The organism is Pyramidobacter sp. C12-8, from assembly GCF_002007215.1.
Lineage (GTDB): Bacteria > Synergistota > Synergistia > Synergistales > Dethiosulfovibrionaceae > Pyramidobacter.
Map to the genome: position 1 here is coordinate 14,979 of NZ_MUHX01000014.1, position 15,878 is coordinate 30,856.

At 59.0% G+C, this 15,878-nt stretch carries 11 protein-coding genes; 1 reads left to right on the top strand and 10 read right to left on the bottom strand.

The features are described 5' to 3' along the window. Positions 1-42: 42 nt before the first annotated feature. The 6 genes from mazG to glmU form a co-directional block, all read right to left on the bottom strand. Entirely contained in the window at positions 43-855 is an 813-nt protein-coding gene (mazG, locus tag B0D78_RS06745; protein WP_078016221.1) for a nucleoside triphosphate pyrophosphohydrolase, read from the bottom strand. A 26-nt stretch (positions 856-881) separates the two neighbouring features. After that, positions 882-3,824 (bottom strand): DEAD/DEAH box helicase, encoded by a 2,943-nt coding sequence (locus tag B0D78_RS06750; RefSeq protein ID WP_240496132.1) that lies wholly within the window; start codon positions 3,822-3,824, stop codon positions 882-884. A 178-nt stretch (positions 3,825-4,002) separates the two neighbouring features. Next, positions 4,003-4,596 carry an aminoacyl-tRNA hydrolase gene (gene pth / locus B0D78_RS06755; protein ID WP_078016223.1) on the bottom strand — a complete coding sequence of 198 codons (594 nt, stop codon included), beginning with the start codon at positions 4,594-4,596 and terminating at the stop codon, positions 4,003-4,005. Between the two features lie 4 nt (positions 4,597-4,600). Continuing rightward, complete coding sequence (locus B0D78_RS06760; protein WP_009166178.1) at positions 4,601-4,906, bottom strand: 50S ribosomal protein L25; 306 nt, start codon at positions 4,904-4,906, stop codon at positions 4,601-4,603. A 49-nt stretch (positions 4,907-4,955) separates the two neighbouring features. Beyond that, a complete protein-coding gene (locus B0D78_RS06765) occupies positions 4,956-5,927 on the bottom strand; it encodes a ribose-phosphate diphosphokinase (RefSeq protein WP_078016224.1) in 972 nt (323 codons plus the stop codon). 3 nt (positions 5,928-5,930) lie between these two features. Beyond that, positions 5,931-7,325: a bifunctional UDP-N-acetylglucosamine diphosphorylase/glucosamine-1-phosphate N-acetyltransferase GlmU gene (gene glmU / locus B0D78_RS06770; protein ID WP_078016225.1), complete on the bottom strand. Its 1,395-nt coding sequence runs from the start codon at positions 7,323-7,325 to the stop codon at positions 5,931-5,933. Between the two features lie 163 nt (positions 7,326-7,488). Between glmU and B0D78_RS06775 the strand changes: the two genes are divergently transcribed. Then, positions 7,489-7,755, top strand: a complete 267-nt coding sequence (locus B0D78_RS06775; protein WP_078016226.1) for a hypothetical protein — start codon at positions 7,489-7,491, stop codon at positions 7,753-7,755. A gap of 264 nt (positions 7,756-8,019) precedes the next feature. Here B0D78_RS06775 and B0D78_RS06780 read toward each other — a convergent pair whose 3' ends face one another. The 4 genes from B0D78_RS06780 to B0D78_RS06795 form a co-directional block, all read right to left on the bottom strand. Continuing rightward, entirely contained in the window at positions 8,020-9,966 is a 1,947-nt protein-coding gene (locus B0D78_RS06780) for a S9 family peptidase (RefSeq protein WP_078016227.1), read from the bottom strand. A gap of 161 nt (positions 9,967-10,127) precedes the next feature. Continuing rightward, entirely contained in the window at positions 10,128-12,812 is a 2,685-nt protein-coding gene (locus tag B0D78_RS06785; RefSeq protein WP_078016228.1) for an adenosylcobalamin-dependent ribonucleoside-diphosphate reductase, read from the bottom strand. A 408-nt stretch (positions 12,813-13,220) separates the two neighbouring features. After that, positions 13,221-15,026, bottom strand: coding sequence for a thioredoxin domain-containing protein (locus B0D78_RS06790; RefSeq protein WP_078016229.1), 1,806 nt, complete (start codon positions 15,024-15,026; stop codon positions 13,221-13,223). Continuing rightward, positions 15,023-15,661: an HAD family hydrolase gene (locus tag B0D78_RS06795; protein WP_009166168.1), complete on the bottom strand. Its 639-nt coding sequence runs from the start codon at positions 15,659-15,661 to the stop codon at positions 15,023-15,025. The genes B0D78_RS06790 and B0D78_RS06795 overlap by 4 nt, the downstream gene beginning before the upstream one ends. Positions 15,662-15,878 lie beyond the last annotated feature (217 nt).

The following is a 15,878-nucleotide window of genomic DNA, read 5'->3' on the forward strand; positions in this document are numbered from 1 at the left end:
TTTTGTTTTCGTTCGAGAATAATTGCCAATGCGATTACTATATCACAAGGAAGCTTTCTTCGCTTGATTCCATAAATATATTAAATCGTTCAATGAAAGGTCATTCCATTTTTTGCCGTCCTGCTCAATCTGCGTTTCAATATAACGGAACCGACGTTCGAATTTCGCATTCGTCCTTGACAAAGCCAAGTCCGGGTCAATGCCGCAGCGCCGTGAAAGGTTCACGGTCGCAAACAGGAGATCGCCGATTTCCCCGGCGAGTTCCTGTTTTTTATCAGCGTCGAGGACTTCGCAGACTTCGGCGAGCTCTTCCCTGATCTTCTCCACGACCGGCGTCTGTTCTCCTTGAGGCCAATCGAATCCTACGCCGGCGGCTTTCTCTTGAATCCTGTAAGCCTTCGTCAAAGCGGGCAGACGGCGCGGCACTCCCGTCAAAACGGAAACGTCCCGTGTCTGTTCCGCCTGGCGTTCCTGGCGTTTTATTTCCTCCCAGCCGGCCGGAGCGCTCTCGTGCGCCTCGGCCGACGGCGTGCCAAAAATGTGGGGATGACGGCGGACGAGTTTCTCGGTTATGATCCTCGGAATGTCGTCGATTGAAAAATCGCCGTTTTCCTCTGCAATGGTGCCGATAAAAATCACCTGAAGCAGCAAATCCCCGCATTCTTCAAGAACGTGTTTCATGTTCCCGTCGGTCTCGCGGCGTTCAATGGCGTCTACCAACTCGTAGGCTTCTTCGATGATATGCGGACGGAGAGACTCGTAATCCTGCTTGCGGTCCCAGGGACAGCCGTCTGGAGAGCGCAGTTTTTTCATGGTCTCTATGAGTTCGGAAAAACGACCGAGCTCCTTGTCCATTCTTTTGCCTCCTCACATAGGAAATGTCACGGCCGGGAAACGAATTTTTTCATCAGTTCCCCGGCGGCGGCATGCAGTCCGTTGACGCCGCCGGGGCCGAGGCGCGCGCCGCTTTTCGCGATCCAGCGCGGAGGCAGGAAGAGGTCTTCCCGCAAAGGTCCCTCAAGAGCGACAAAAGCCTTCGAGACCCGGAGCTTCTCTATCCCGAGAGCCCCGCCTTCGCCGCGGACCAGAGCCGCGTCAAGCAGCCCTTGAACTTGCTCGGGCAAAGAGCCATACCGATCAAGGAGTTCCGCCTGCATTTCCTCGTATTCCCGAGCGCTCAAGGGGGACAATAAGCGTCTGTACAGCCCGATGCGCAGTTCCGCCTGCGGGACATAATCCACAGGGATCACCAGCGGCATGGCCAAATCGACCAGCGCGGGCTTTATTTCGATCCCTCGCAGCTGGTCGACGTACTCCTTCAATTTTTTCAGATAAAGGGTGTAGCCAATGCGTTCCTTGAAGCCATGCTGTTCCGTTCCGAGGATCTCGCCCGCCCCGCGGATCTCGAGGTCGCGCTGCGCCAGCTGATAACCGCCATTCTGCGAGCCGACGGCGCCCAGGGCTTCGAGGCGTTCGCGGGTCTGCCCGCCGCTTTCTTCGGATTCATAAAAAAACAGGGCGTAAGCGTTCTCGCTGCGCCGCCCGATGCGGCCGCGTATCTGATGCATCTGTGCCAGGCCGAGACGCCTGACGTCGTCGACGATCAGCGTGTTGGCCCGCGGCACGTCGAGCCCGCTTTCGATGATCGTCGTACACACCAGGATTTCAATTCTGCCGTCATAGAACTCGTTCATCGTTTTCTCGAGCTCGCGCTCTCCCATTTGCCCGTGAGCGACGGCCGTGCGGTGTCCGGGAAAACGGTTGGCAAGACGCGCCGCGATCTGTTCTATGTCGTCGATGTGGTTATGCAGATAGTATACCTGCCCGCCTCGCATGAGCTCGCGGAGAATTGCGTCATGCGCCAGACCGGGATTCCAGCGGGAGGTCACGGTAAAGACCTCGCCGCGCCCCCGCGGCGAAGTGGCGATCACGGAAATGTCCCGGATGCCGCGCAGAGCCATGGAAAGGCTTCTGGGAATCGGCGTCGCCGAAAGAGAAAGCACGTCCAGCCCGGGGTGCGCCACTTTCAGCCGCTCTTTATGTTTGACGCCAAAACGGTGTTCTTCGTCGATTATCAGCAGTCCCAAGTCTTTGAATCGAATGTCGTCCTGAAAAAGGCGATGGGTGCCGATCAGGATATCGACACGGCCGTTTGCCGTTTCGTCGAGAATTTCCTTCTGCTTTTTCTTAGGGATCATCCGCGAAAGCAGCTCGACACGGATCGGAAGTTCGCCGACTCTGGCGACGCAGGTGCGATAATGCTGGAGGGCCAAAACCGTTGTCGGCGCAATAATCGCCGCCTGCGCGCCATTTTCGACGGCCTTGATCGCCGCGCGCAGCACGACCTCGGTTTTGCCGTAACCGACGTCTCCGACAATGAGACGATCCATAGGCCAGCGGCGTTCCATGTCGTGCTTGACGTCGCGGATCGCCCGAAGCTGATCGACGGTTTCTTTGTAGGGGAAGCTCTCTTCAAAGCGTTTCAGCAGGTCGCCGTCGCGTCCAAAAGCCCGCCCGTCGGCCAGTTCGCGCTGGGCGTAGAGATTCAGGAGCCCCTGCGCTTCCGCTTCGATCTGCGCTTCCGCTTTTTTCCATGCCGAACGCCAGCGCTTCGACTTGAGGCTGTCGAGCTCGGGGACGCCGTTACCGTTCCACGGGGTGAGGCGAAAAAGCTCAGCGGTAGGGATAATCAGCCTTTCGTTGTCGGCGAACCGCAGAACGATGGTTTCGTAATTCTGGCCGCCAAAATTCTCAACCGATGTTCCCACAAGCTGGCAGACGCCATATTTTTCATGAATGACCCATTGGTCCTTCTTCAAGCTCGCCTCAAGGTCCAAAGGCATGCCGTGATTGATCTCTTCTTCGGCAACTTCGTTGATGCCGAAAAGTTCCGCGTCGGAAATCCAGATCTCGTTCCGGTCCTTCACCACGACGCCGCCGCTTAAACTGCTGCCCCGATGGAAAAAGACCTGCTCAGGAAACGAATCCCCGGTCAAGTTGCGGCTGGCGATATGGATCTTGAATCCCGCCTGCAGATGGCTGTCGACGTACGCGCGGGCCGCTCTCAGATCGCCCCGGAAATAAGGAACGACGCCGAAATCGAGGGTGTCCTGGTGAACTCCCTCCCCGGGAGGCGATACTCTCAACCGCGGCAAACGCCCCGTGTCCAGCAAAAACCTTTCGAACGCGTCGGGCGCAAGCCGTTGTTTTTCTTCGACAAGCGCGTTGTAGAGCTCGCAAAAAGCCGCAAAGCTGTCCTCGAGTCTGCGGGGTTGGACCAGCAGCGTTCCGTAACTGCCCCAGGCCCTTTCGCGCTCTTCGTCTTCGCTGCGATTGACGCTGCGCACAATGAAATGCGGCAGATTTTGAAAACTTCTCTGCGAGCGGGGCTGAAAAAAACGGATCGATTCCACGTCCTCGTCAAAAAATTCGACGCGCAGAGGCGCCTTTTCGGAGGGATCGAAAAAATCGACGATACCGCCGCGAACCGCAAACTCGCCGGGCTGCCACACCAACTCCGCCCGCCGATAGCCGTTTTCGGCAAGCCAGGACGCAAGCGCATCTCGTCCCAAGCGCGCGCCGGCCGCCAAAGTCAGTCCCGCTTTGCCGAAGCGAAACGGCGTGACCAACGCTCCCGGGGTGGTCACCAACATCCCGCTCTCTGCGTTGAGCCATCCCGAAAGCGTATGACCGCGCCGCAGAAACGAATCCCCGTTCCGCAGCTTCTCGCTGTCCAAGGGGGGCTCTTCGAGCAGACGGCTTTCTCCGACCTCCAGCACTTTCAAATCGGAATCCAGAGCCAGCGCCTCCTGGCGCGTCGGCACAAGGACAAGAACCTTTTCACATCCGCGCAGGGAACACGCCAGCCCGGCGCCTTCCAGAGGAATGCCGACCGACGCGCCGCGCGCCCAAAGCCGAGAATCGACGTCACTTAAGCGAGAAGTCAGAGTTCTTCACCTCTCTTTCGCTTATGGCGATCATAAACAAAAAACGGCGAAAGCGTCATGCTTCGCCGTTTACAGAACGTACATCACAACTGTTCACGCGGTTCATAAGTTTTTCTGCGCCAGACGAACACCACTCCAGACAAAAAGCTGAAGCTTTTTCAATTGACCTGTCAATGATGCGGCGATCGTCAGCGGAAAAACGCCCCGTCACCCAAGCGGCCATATCGTAGCGCGACGGGCAGGGATCGACGCCGAGACGCAGACGCGGAAAATCCCCGCTGTTAAGATGAGCGATGACGGATTTCAACCCGTTATGCCCCCCGGCGGAGCCTTTCGAACGAATCCTCATACGCCCCAACGGCAGGTTGATATCGTCCACGACCACGAGGATATCCCTCGGCTCGATCTTGTAGAAACGGGCGACTTCCCCCACGGCTATGCCGCTGTTGTTCATGTACGTATAGGGTTTGAGAAACACGACCCGTTCGTCGCCGACATTCAACGGCCCCCAACAGGCGCCGCCGAATTTTGTCGACGGCTCGCCGGCCTGCAGACGATCCACGACACAGTCGATCACATCCCAGCCGACGTTATGCCGCGTTAAAGCGTAATCCGTGCCGGGATTGCCAAGCCCTGCAATGAGACGCAAGTGCTTATTCGTTCGCGCAGTAAAAGTCGATGTGCAGCAGCCGGTCCGTGGCGTAATTCTTCGTGGCGGACTTGATCACGCAGTTTTTCACTTCCCCGTTGGGAAGTTTCGCGGCAAAGACGGTCTTCTTCACATCGTCCGACATCAGGTAGGGCAGCATCGTTTTGGTCTCCACTTTAACGGAGTACGTCTGCTCGAGGGCCGGACCATAAACGACGGCGGGAAGAAAGCCTTCCTTGCGCAAACGGCCGCAATACGCCGACCCCGAACCCTCGCGATTCTCGAGAACAATCTGAACTGCTTCTGACATAATACAAAGAGCCTCCTCAAAAAAATTATTTACAATGGCGGGTCCGAAATCACTCAAAAAGATCGCTCACGGAACCGTCAGTGTGAATCCTTCGAATAGCCTCGGCGAAAACCGGGGCCATGGACACTTGCACTATTTTATCCAATTTCCTTTCCGCTGGCAATGGGATCGTGTCGGTCACAACGACTTTTGTGACGGCATCGTCGCTAAGACGATCGATGGCGGGGCCGGAGAGCAGGCCATGGGTCGCCGAACAGTAGACTTCCTTGGCGCCCAAGCTTTCCAACGCTTTGGCCGCGTTGACGATCGTGCCGGCCGTATCGATCATATCGTCGATGATGATGCACGTTTTATCGGCCACGTCGGTGCCGATGATTTCCATGACCTCGCAAATATTGGCCATGTCGTGACGGCGGCGTTTATCGACGATGGAAATCTCCGCTCTGAGGAGGGTCGCAAGTTTCCGGGCGCGGACGACCCCGCCGGCGTCGGGCGATACGACGACGAATTGACTGGTGTCCTGGTCGCCGATAAGATGCTCTTTGAACCAGCCGGCCAAAAGCGGCACTCCCAAGAGGTGATCCACGGGAATGTCAAAAAAACCCTGGATCTGCCGCGCGTGCAGGTCTGCCGTAACGACGCGGTCGGTGCCGGCGTGCTCGATCATATTCGCGACCAGTTTTGCAGAGATCGGCTCCCGCCCCTTGGCCTGGCGATCCTGACGGGCATAACCGAAATAGGGCATGACAAGGTTGATCCTTCCCGCGGAGGCTCTCTTCAGCGCGTCGACCATGATCAGCAGTTCCATCAGGTTGTCGTTGACGGGCTTGCACGTCGGCTGGATCACATACACGTCTGCGCCGCGGACGCTCTCTTCGATGCGGAAGCCCACCTCTCCGTCGGCGAAGTTGTAATGGGTAACGTTTGCCAGCCTGATCCCCAGTTCCTGGCTCACTTTCTCCGCGAACTCGGGATGAGCGGTACCGGAAATAACCATGATCTGCCTCTCGCTCGACATCATCTTTCAAGCCTCCATATTTTTTTCGTGCTCAGCCTTTTTTCTTTGTGTCCATCCCTCGCGCACGACCTGACGATTTCTCGCCACGGCGAGCGCTCCCGCGGGGACGTCCCGAGTGATGACCGACCCTGCGCCGACCACGGCGCCGTCGCCGATGTTCACTGGGGCGACGAACATCGTGTCGCTGCCGATGAAACAGCGGGCCCCGATCCGCGTTTTGTTTTTATTGACGCCGTCGTAGTTGCATGTGACGGATGCCGCGCCGATATTGGTTTCCGCGCCGATCACGGCGTCCCCCATATAGCTCAGATGAGGAACTTTCGTCCCTTCGCCGATCTCGCTGTTTTTGATCTCGACGAATTTTCCGGCAAAAGAATCCCTCAGAAGATGCGTGCCATCCCGCAAGAAACAGAAAGGCCCCATCTTCACGTTTTCTTCCGCGACGATATCCTCGGCGACCACATAGCCGAGACACTGCACGTTGTCTTTCAATATGCAGCGGCGGAGGATCGTTCCCGAGCCGAGGCGGCAGCCCGCGCCGATCTCGCTGCATCCCCAGATCTGGACGTTCGGGGAAAGGAACGCTTCGCCGTGAAACACGACCCGCGGCGAGACCCACGCCGTGCTCGGGTCAACGCATTTTACCCCTTTGAGCATCCACTTCGCGAGGAGGCGGTCCCGCATTTTCAGCGAAAGCGCGGCAAGCTCGAGAGGATTGTTCACGCCGGCGAGATTCTCGGCGCCAAGCTTCACCGGAACGACGTTCAGGCCGCGACGGCAGGCCCAGGAAACGAGATCGACAATGTAATATTCCCGTTGACTGTTGTTCTGAGTCAAGCCGGAAAGGCCCTCAAGAAGCATGGGGGCAGCGAACACGTAGACGCCGGCGTTTATTTCAGATATGCGCAGCTGCTCAGGCGACGCGTCCTTTGCCTCCACGATACGGACGCCGCCCCCGCTCCTGACGACGCGCCCGTAGGAAGCCGGCTCGTCCAGATCGCAGGTCATGAACGCCGCGTCCGCCGCGTCCGCCTGGTCAAGAAAGGCGCCGATCTCTTGCTCGGTGATCATCGGCATGTCGCCGTTCACGACCAAAATGCGCTCCCGCTCTCTGATCCAATCGGCAGCGGTCATGACCGCATGTCCGGTGCCAAGCTGCTCTTTTTGCCAGATCACTTTGGCGTCGGGGGCATTCTGCGCGAGCCATGCCTCGACGTGTTGCCCTCCGTGTCCGACCACAACGGCGATGTCGTCGATGCCGGCGGCTCGCAGCGCTCGTAAAACATAGTAAAGCATCGGCTCTTCGAGGAGAGGCTGCATCACCTTGGGGACCGCGCTCTGCATTCTCGTTCCCTTGCCGGCAGCCAATATCAACGCGCTGCATTTCTCCGGCCGCGTCATTTTATCATCCTTTCGGAAAGTCGCCGGACGGCGAGTCCGATAACTTCCTCGTTTCATATTTTCATGGTAAGATTTGGAAAAGCGTAAAAGAACGAGTCTATACTATCATGGTCTCGAAGCCTGTCAAGGCAAAGAATGTAGAAAATCCCGGAGGCATCTGCTCATGAATATTTCAGCGGCCAAATCATATGCAATGATCGTTCTCTTCGTCATGCTGATCGTTTTTTCGATTCTCGGCTTCATGGCCATGAAACCGCAAAGTACGCAGAAGAATATCGATGCGTTCTGGATTTCAGTGATTGCGTTTCTGTTTTTGCTTGCCGCCTACATTTTCTTTTTTGTCTCTCCGCTGCTTTCGATCGCGCCTCTTTTCCCGGTTTGTATCTTCATAAAGCTGTTTCTGGCGACACGAAAGCCCTCCAAGAAATGACGATTCTCCCGTTTCGCATGACACGCGCGAAACGGGAGAATCGTTTTAATGCTGATTCTTGATAGAAAACGACAAATGAGTCTTCGAGGGACTCCGCCGCTCAGGAGTATCTCAACCGCTGCGCGGTCTGCGCAGATCACTTTGTGAATCTGCCGCGAGGCGCTCCTGCTATTCAGCGTTTCAATCAAGAAATAATAGTGAGAACGGGGAAAATTTTCCCCGCGTTTTCAGTGAAATGGTCGGCTGCGAGCGATCCGACGCGTCCTATTTTTTCAGGAAGCGGTCCATCCAGCCGGTGATCTCGCGCAGACGGGCCAGACGGCTGCGAGGCTTGCCCGAGCGGCTCAGCTCGTGATTCTCGCCGAGGAAATAGCACAGCCGCGTCTCCACGCCGAGGACCTGCAAGGCCGTGTAGAACTGGAACACCTGCTCGTCCGGGCAGCGGCGGTCCTCTTCGGAATGGATGAACAGCGTCGGCGTCTTCACGTTCCCTACGTACTTGAGCGGCGAGGCGTTCCACGCGCCCTCCGGATCGGTCAGCGGACCGCTGCCGCCCTGCTGGTCTGTGCCGAAATACCAGCCGATGTCGCTGACGCCGTCGAAGGAGATCCAGTTGCAGATGCCGCGCTGCGAGGCCGCGCACTTGAAGCGGTCGCTGTGCGAGATCATCCAGTTGGTCATGTAGCCGCCGTACGATCCGCCGGTCACGCCCAGGCGCTCCGCGTCGATAAAGTCAAGATGCGCGACCGCCCAGTCGAGCATGGCGTTGAAGTCCTGATAGTCCTTGACGCCGTAGAAGCCGCGGATGTCCGCGAACTCGTTGCCGCGCCCGTCGCCGCCGCGCGGATTGCAGAAGATCACCGCGTAGCCGAGCGCCGCCCAGCACTGGGCCTCGTGGAAATACAGCGCGCCGTACGTCGCCTTGGGGCCGCCGTGGATGTCGAAGATCGTCGGATACTTTTTGCCCGGCTCCGCGCCCACCGGTTTCATATACCAGCAGTCGATCATCAGCCCCTCGCCGTTGTCCACCGTATAGTGTTCGGGCTGAGAAAGCTGGAACTGCGCCATGAAAGAGTCGTTGTGATGCGTCAGCTGCGTCTCGCCGTCGTTTCCGACAGCGTACAGTTCCTGCAGCTGCAGACCTCGGAAGCCCACGGCGAGCACGCGCCCGCCGCGCACGTCGAAGCAGTCGGCCGAAAGCAGACCGGGCGTCAGGTTGCGGTCGTGCCCGTTCAGGTCGTTGAAGTGGATCTGACTGCTCGTCCCCTGCGTGGAAATGTAATACAGACCGTCGCCGTCGATCAGGCCGTACTGCGTTTCCACGCCGTAACGGCAGTCGCCGACCATGCTGTTGTGGAAGCTGGTGTCGAGATCCGGCGTCAGGCAGGTCAGCTTTTTGTCCTTCAGCTCGAAGACCAGGGCGTTCTCGTTCATGCCGTAACGCTTCATGTCGCTGGCGAGGACGATGACGCGCCCGCCGCTCCAGCCGGCCGTCTTGAAGCTGTACTCAAGCCCCTCGCTGAGGCGCTCCATCGCGCCGCTTTTGAGATCGAGGCGCCAGACGTGATTGCACAGCGGCTTGACTTTTTCGTACTCTTCGGCCACCAGCAGCGCCGCACCGCCGCAGGGCGACAGCGTGCAGTCGAGCGCGTCCATGCGGTCGGGCGTGAGGCGCCTGAGCTCGCCGGAACGGGGATCCCACAGCGCCAGGGCGCTGCGGCGCTGGCCGGTAAAGTTCTTGCCGTTCTGCCAGAACGGGATCTGCGTGTAAACTTTATACTGCGCGTTCTCGGGGTTGGGTTCTTCCGGCGTATACACGGCATTGAGCAGGATCCTGCCGTCCGGCAGCGGCCACAGATCGTTCACGGGCAGCGGTACGACGCCCAGCCGGCGGGCTTCACCGCCGTCAAGTTCCAGCCGGTAGAGCGCCGTAACATCCTTCTCCAGCGAGGCGTCGCGCTTCGACGCGAAGATCAGCGCTTTGCCGTCCGGCGTCCAGCGCGCGGTCTTGTCCGCGTTGGAAAAGGTGATCTGGCGAGAGACGCCCGCGCCGCAGTCGTACAACCACAGGTTGGTGTTGTAGCCGTCCTTTTCGAGGTCGGCTTGGGCGACCTGATAGACCGCCAGCGCGCCGTCCGGCGAAAGCCGCGGGCACGAAAGGAACTTGAAATGAAGCAGATCGTCGAACTGTACCGTTTTCTTTTCCGTCATCGAATGGCCTCCAGTCAAAAAACTTGTTCCCAAAAACAAAGCGCCGCCGAGCCTCTTTCGAGCCTTCGGCGGCGCTTTTCAAAGACGGAACTCAAAAGAGTTTTTCCATCGAATCATAGCACAGTTTTACAGATTCGACAGGAAAAGCTCATTGTGTTCTTTTATTTGCAGGGCGAATAGCCACAGCTGAAACAATACGCGCAGCCGGCCACCATTTCCATCGGCGCGCCGCATTCGGGGCAGATCAGTTCGCTGCGCGGCTCGCCCGCGCTCCTCGCCGCCGCGCCGCTCCGCTGTTCGATCAGTTTCTGCAGCAGCAGCGCCACGGCGTCGGGGATCGAGCGCACCATTTCGTCGTCGTCGCAGTCGAACATCCAGTATTCCTTGCCGGAAATGCCGCGCAGCGTGCCGATGAAATCCTCCAGATGACAGCCCGAACGCAGGCCGATGGAGATCACGCGCGAGATCGCTTCGGTCATGGCTTTCAGCTCCGAGCCGCTCTTGCCCAGCGAGGCGAACACTTCGAACGGCTCGTTGCCGTCGTAGTTCAGCGTCACCCACAGACTGCCCCAGGGCGTGCGGTCCTTGATCGTCTTGCCGAAGACGATCGGCGTGGAACGCTGCTTCACCTTGCTGCTGTAAGGAACGTGTTCGTGCTCCTCGGCGGCGCGTTCCAGCCCCGCCGGCTGAGACGCTTCCTCGGCGCTCGGTTTTTCCTCCGCTTCGGCCCGCGTCACCGTGGCCGGCGCTTCGCTCTTAGATTCGCTTTCCTTCTTCGTCTCGATGGGCTGGTTGTCGCGCGAGCCGTCGCGGTAGATCGTGATGCCCTTGCAGCCCATGTCGTAACAGGTCTCGTACACCTTGCGCACGTCGTCCACGGTGGCCGACGAAGGCAGGTTGACGGTCTTGCTGATGCCGCTGTCCACGTAGCGCGCGAAGATGCCCGTGACGTCCACGTGCTGCTCCGGTGAAATGTCGTAAGCCGTCACGTAGCGCGGATCGGAAATGACGCCCGAACCGCGCAGTTCCTCCGCTTCCTTCTGCGTGATCAGCGGGTGGAAATATTCGCGCACTTCCCAGCCGTCGCCGTCGGACTTCATCACCTTGCGGCTCCAGCGCCAGGCGAAGTTCGGCTCGATGCCTGCCGAGCTGTCGAAGATCATCGAGATCGAACCGGTCGGCGCGATGGAAAGGCGGCGGCTGTTGCGCAGCTTCCCTTCCAGCAGCGCCGTCATCAGCCGTTTCAGCTCGGGCAGCGCGTCGGCGCCGAGCACCTCCGGCAGGACTTCCAGTGTGTTCAGCAGCGTGTAGGGAACTTGGCCGTGCGACCGCATCTGGGCGACGAACTCGCGGTAGGAGTCGCGGTCCATCTCCTCGATCCACTGGCGCGCGAAGAGCTCGCCGCCGTGGGCGCGATGCTCTCCCTCGAACAGCTTCGCCACGGCGAAACTCTCGGAAAAAGGCTCTTTGCCCATGTGCGCGACCGCATCGACCGTCGCCATCAGCGCCGCGCCGGACATATGGGCGCCCAGAGAATCGCAGAAACTTTTGAACGAGTCGGAGCCGTAGACGTCGCCGCTCAAAATCGCCGCGTCGGCCAGCCCCATCAGCCCCAGCCCCACGGGGCGGATGCGCTTGGTGCGCTCGCCGATGCGCGGCAGCGGGTAGCTGGTGGCGTCGATGACGAGATCGAGGTAGTAGATGGACCGGTACACCTGGTCCATGAAACCTTCCATATCGAAGCTTCGGCGGCCCGTCTCGTCGGGGCGGACGAATTTGACCAAATTGACGGAGCCGAGGTTACAGCTCGTGTACGTCGGCAACGGCTGCTCGCCGCAGGGGTTGGTGGACTCGATGTCGAAGTCCCCCGAGAGCTTGAGCAGATTGTCGGCGTTGGCGCGATCGATGAAGAACACGCCGGGATCGCCGCGGCGCCAGGCGTTCTGGCACAGTTTGTTCCACAGCTCGTCGCCCTGTACCGTACGCGCCGCCTTGCCGTTGGCGCGGGAGCGGAGCGCGAAAGGGCGTTTCTCGCGCGCGGCGCTGACCAGCTCGTCGGAGACGCAGACGGAGATGTTGAAATACGACAGCTTGCCCTCTTCCGTCTTGGCGTCCATAAACTGCTCGATGTCGGGATGGTCGTCGGGCAGCATGCCCATCAGCGCCGCGCGGCGGCGGCCGCCCTGCACCACGACGCAGCCCATGGTGTTCCACGTCTCCATGAACGAGACGGGCCCCGACGCCTTGCCGCCGGTGCCGCCCTTGATGTCGGCGCCGCGCTCGCGCAGATGGCCGAAGTTGCCGCCCACGCCGCCGCCGTACTTGCTGATGATGGCGGCGTCGCGCACCGAGTCGAAGATGCCCTCGATGCTGTCGGGGATGTCGATCACAAAGCAGGCGAAGAGCTGCTGATTGTCCGTCTTGTTGTCGTACAGGCGCCGGTAGTCCGCCAGATCCATCTCGTCAGGCGAGCGGTAGATCAGCTCCGCCAGCTCCGGCACTCGGGTCATGCCCGCGCCGGAAGCGAAAAGGCACGGTGAGTTGAAAATAAAGCGTCCCTCCACGAGATCGGCGAAAAGATTTTTTTCCAGCCGGCGGAGCCATTCGATGTCGTCGGCCTTGCGGTACAGACTCTCGGCCGTGCAGACGATGCGCGAGACGCGGCGCGCGAATTCCTCGAAACTGCGCTCCTTGCGCAGCCCGCCCGTCTCCGGGTCGTAGCGGTCGGCATAATAGCGCTGCTCCAAAAGCCAGCGCGCGTTCTCCGACTGGCGCGGCACCAGAGGGTTTTCAAGCAGCCCCATATCCAGCGAATCCCGAAAGCGCTCTTTCATCGATTTATACATGGACAGGTCTCCCGTTCTGTGGAATTTTTAAAAGTGAATCCTCTGTGCGGATCTTTTACGAAACGGCAAAATCATTCTACCTCGTCCCGGTAAAAAATGCCACTAGAAATAGTATTGACTTAAACCCAAAGAACACTAAATACACAAAAAACGAAAGAATCCCGGTCCCTGTCCGAAAGAGACGGGAACCGGGAACTTCTCCATTTTCATTTGCGCACAGAACGTGCCTTTTCTGTTTTTATCATCCGGCGCATGGAGGAGCAACGCTGAGTATTCTACCACGGAAAAGATTTTTGCGCTTCCGCCGGCGGGCAGAAATGTTCGGCATGTCCCCAAGGAGGCGTGCCGGGGAAATTACGCGAACGCCGTTTCGGCGCCATTTCTGAAGTGCCCTTCGCTGCGAGGCGTTCACACAACAGGACTCTTATGAGCCGCTTTCCTCCGAAACAGCTCCTTTAGCCTCAAAGCTCCCAGCGTGAGCGAGGCGCACGCCGCCGGATATTCGTTGAGCGCTCCGCCAAAAGCATCGACAATACTCCGCGCGCGCGTCAGCCATCGTTCGTCTGCGGTGACGCGATAAAGTTCGAGCAGATTATTCACCATCATGCCGTTTCCTGAAGGCAAAAAATCGTCGCCGGCATCCCACGCCGGCAGGATCTCGAGAGTCCCCTCCCGGACAAGGCGCATTGCCCCGCGAGCCCCAAAAAGTTCATCGGCCCGCGCGCTCCACTTTTCGGCGGCCTCAAGCCATGACGCGGAGCCCAACGCACGATACACCTTCAGGCTCGCCCATATAAACGACGCATAATCTTCCAGCCCGCCTTCGCCGTCGCGAAGGCCGTCGTAAAGCGTATGGCACAGGTCGTTCCGTGAAACCGCCACGGTCGACAGGCTCTTCATGATCTCCTCGGCCTGCGCCTGATACTCTTTCCGTCCCAAGACGTCGGAAGCCTGCGCAAGCACGGCCGCAAAACAGGCGTTGGCCCTCACCGAAATGCGCGCTTCCTTTTCCGGGCTCTTACGGCGCGAACGGCATTCCCTCAGGATCCTCCGCGCGCTCTCGGTCTTTTCCCAAAGCTCGAGAGCCCGTTCATCGCTTTCAGGCATGGCAGAGAGACGCAAAACATTTCCGCCGGTCTTTTTCTGCGTCAGCGGATCGCTGTAATTCCCTTCGGGAGTGACCCCATAGACGCGGCAGAAGGCGTCCGAGCCTTCGTGAAGAAGCCCGTCGATTTCATCTTTGCTCCACAAATAGTAGCGGTCGACGGCCCCCATATCGCGGACGTCGTCCCCGGAACACAGCAGCCCGTTTTCTTCGCTCAAGGTGCGCCTCAGCAGAGCGACGCTGTCCTCGACGACTCTGCGGTAGCTGGGACTGGGAGCTTCCCTCAGGGCCTCGATAAACACTTCCAGGACGGCCGCGTTCTGGGCAAGATGCTTGCCCAGATAAGGGATCTGCCATTCCCGATCGCAACAGTAGTCGTGAAATCCGGCATCAAGATGATCGTACAGGCCTTCCCTGAACAGCGCCGCCAGGGAGCGGTCAAAATGGACGCGGAGCTTTTCGCTTTTCCGCCCGAGATAGGAACACAAAAGCAGTTTCGGGGCCTGGGGAAATTTCGGGGCCGTCCCCCAGCCGCCGTTTTGGAGGTCCATTTCCGCGAGCAGTTGCCCGGCGGCCCGCGCCTCAAGCCCCTCTTCGAGCGGCGCCGTATACGGCGAAAGCGCTTCTTCGAGCTGAGCCCCGTAACTGGCGGACGCTTCGTCGATCTGCGGCCGCTTCATCAGCCACAGCCACTTGATGCGCCGCAGGACCTCGAGCAATCCGGGACTTTCGGGGATCTCGCTTTGCTTGGGCAGGTACGAGCAGGCGAAGATCGGTTTTTTCTCCGGCGTCATGAAGATGAACAGCGGCCAGCCGGCGTGGCCAAGCATGATCTGCGCCATGGCGCGGGCGGCCAGCGCGAGATGAGGCACGTCGTCGCTGTCGGCCAGCACGGGAATGAAGTCGTTGTTGAGCATTCCGATGATCTCTGGTTCCTCGAAATTGGCCTTCATCATGTGGCTCCAGCGGCTGCCGTTGTTGATCACACACAGGCAGAGCGGACGGTCAAGAGACGCGGCGCGCCGAAGAGTTTCCGCGTTCCACTGCCGCCAGCCGACGGAGCCTTCTCCCATTCGTCTTGCAAAAGGATTGACGCTTCTCCGATTCATTTTATTTCCTCCCACAGCTCCGGCAATTCGCTGAGATTCTCGATGACATGCGAAGCGCCGCTTTCCTTCAGCGCCGTCGCATCATGATTGCCGGTCGTCACGCCGACGCCGGCGACTCCGGCGTTGACCGCCGTTTTCATGTCGATATCCGTATCGCCGACGTAAACGCCTTCGTCGGCTTTCAGCCCCATTTGCCGCAGCGCCTCCAGAACGATCGCCGGATCCGGTTTGGGACTGAATCCATCGATCCCGACGATGATCGGACAGAGCGTATCCAGCCCCGCCGCCCGCACGATTCCCAGCGGGGTGAGACGGTTTGTGGCGATCCCCAGCCGCGCTCCGCGCAAGCGCAATTTCCTGAGAGCCGGCACGGTTTCCGGAAAAGGCACGACGCCGGCATAATTCCGTTCCTCAAAAAACGAACGGTAGCGCGGCAGCCATTCCTCTTCTATGGGGCCGTCTCCCCAGAAAGACCGCATCGCGTCGGCCAGCGCCCAGCCGATCGTCCGGCGCACTTCGGCAAGCTGCAGGCGCCGCAGTTTTTTCTCTGCGGCCAGAGCGTTTAAGTTTGCGCAGATTCCCCCGGCGCTGTCGACCAGCGTCAGATCGAAATCAAATACGATGCCTCGCCGCAAAGGGACTCGCCTCTCTTTCTCGTAAGCGTTAGAACGCTGGATTCATGCCGTCGTTTCGAATATCCCTCATTGTACCATCTGCGGAGTTTTTTCGCTTGCCGGGATAATTGCCGCCCTTTGGCTTCCAGTGAAAGACGGCGAGCGAAAAACAAAAAATACATATTGAAAAGTTGCTTCTTGACACAAATCCCAGAGCGCTAGTATACTTTGGAAAGTA

Excerpts from the sequence above, each read along its gene's own strand:
- mazG (WP_078016221.1), bottom strand. The coding sequence starts at position 855 with ATGGACAAGGAGCTCGGTCGTTTTTCCGAACTCATAGAGACCATGAAA.
- B0D78_RS06760 (WP_009166178.1), bottom strand. The coding sequence starts at position 4,906 with ATGTCAGAAGCAGTTCAGATTGTTCTCGAGAATCGCGAGGGTTCGGGG.
- B0D78_RS06765 (WP_078016224.1), bottom strand. The coding sequence starts at position 5,927 with ATGATGTCGAGCGAGAGGCAGATCATGGTTATTTCCGGTACCGCTCAT.
- glmU (WP_078016225.1), bottom strand. The coding sequence starts at position 7,325 with ATGACGCGGCCGGAGAAATGCAGCGCGTTGATATTGGCTGCCGGCAAG.
- B0D78_RS06775 (WP_078016226.1), top strand. The coding sequence starts at position 7,489 with ATGAATATTTCAGCGGCCAAATCATATGCAATGATCGTTCTCTTCGTC.
- B0D78_RS06780 (WP_078016227.1), bottom strand. The coding sequence starts at position 9,966 with ATGACGGAAAAGAAAACGGTACAGTTCGACGATCTGCTTCATTTCAAG.
- B0D78_RS06785 (WP_078016228.1), bottom strand. The coding sequence starts at position 12,812 with ATGTATAAATCGATGAAAGAGCGCTTTCGGGATTCGCTGGATATGGGG.
- B0D78_RS06790 (WP_078016229.1), bottom strand. The coding sequence starts at position 15,026 with ATGAATCGGAGAAGCGTCAATCCTTTTGCAAGACGAATGGGAGAAGGC.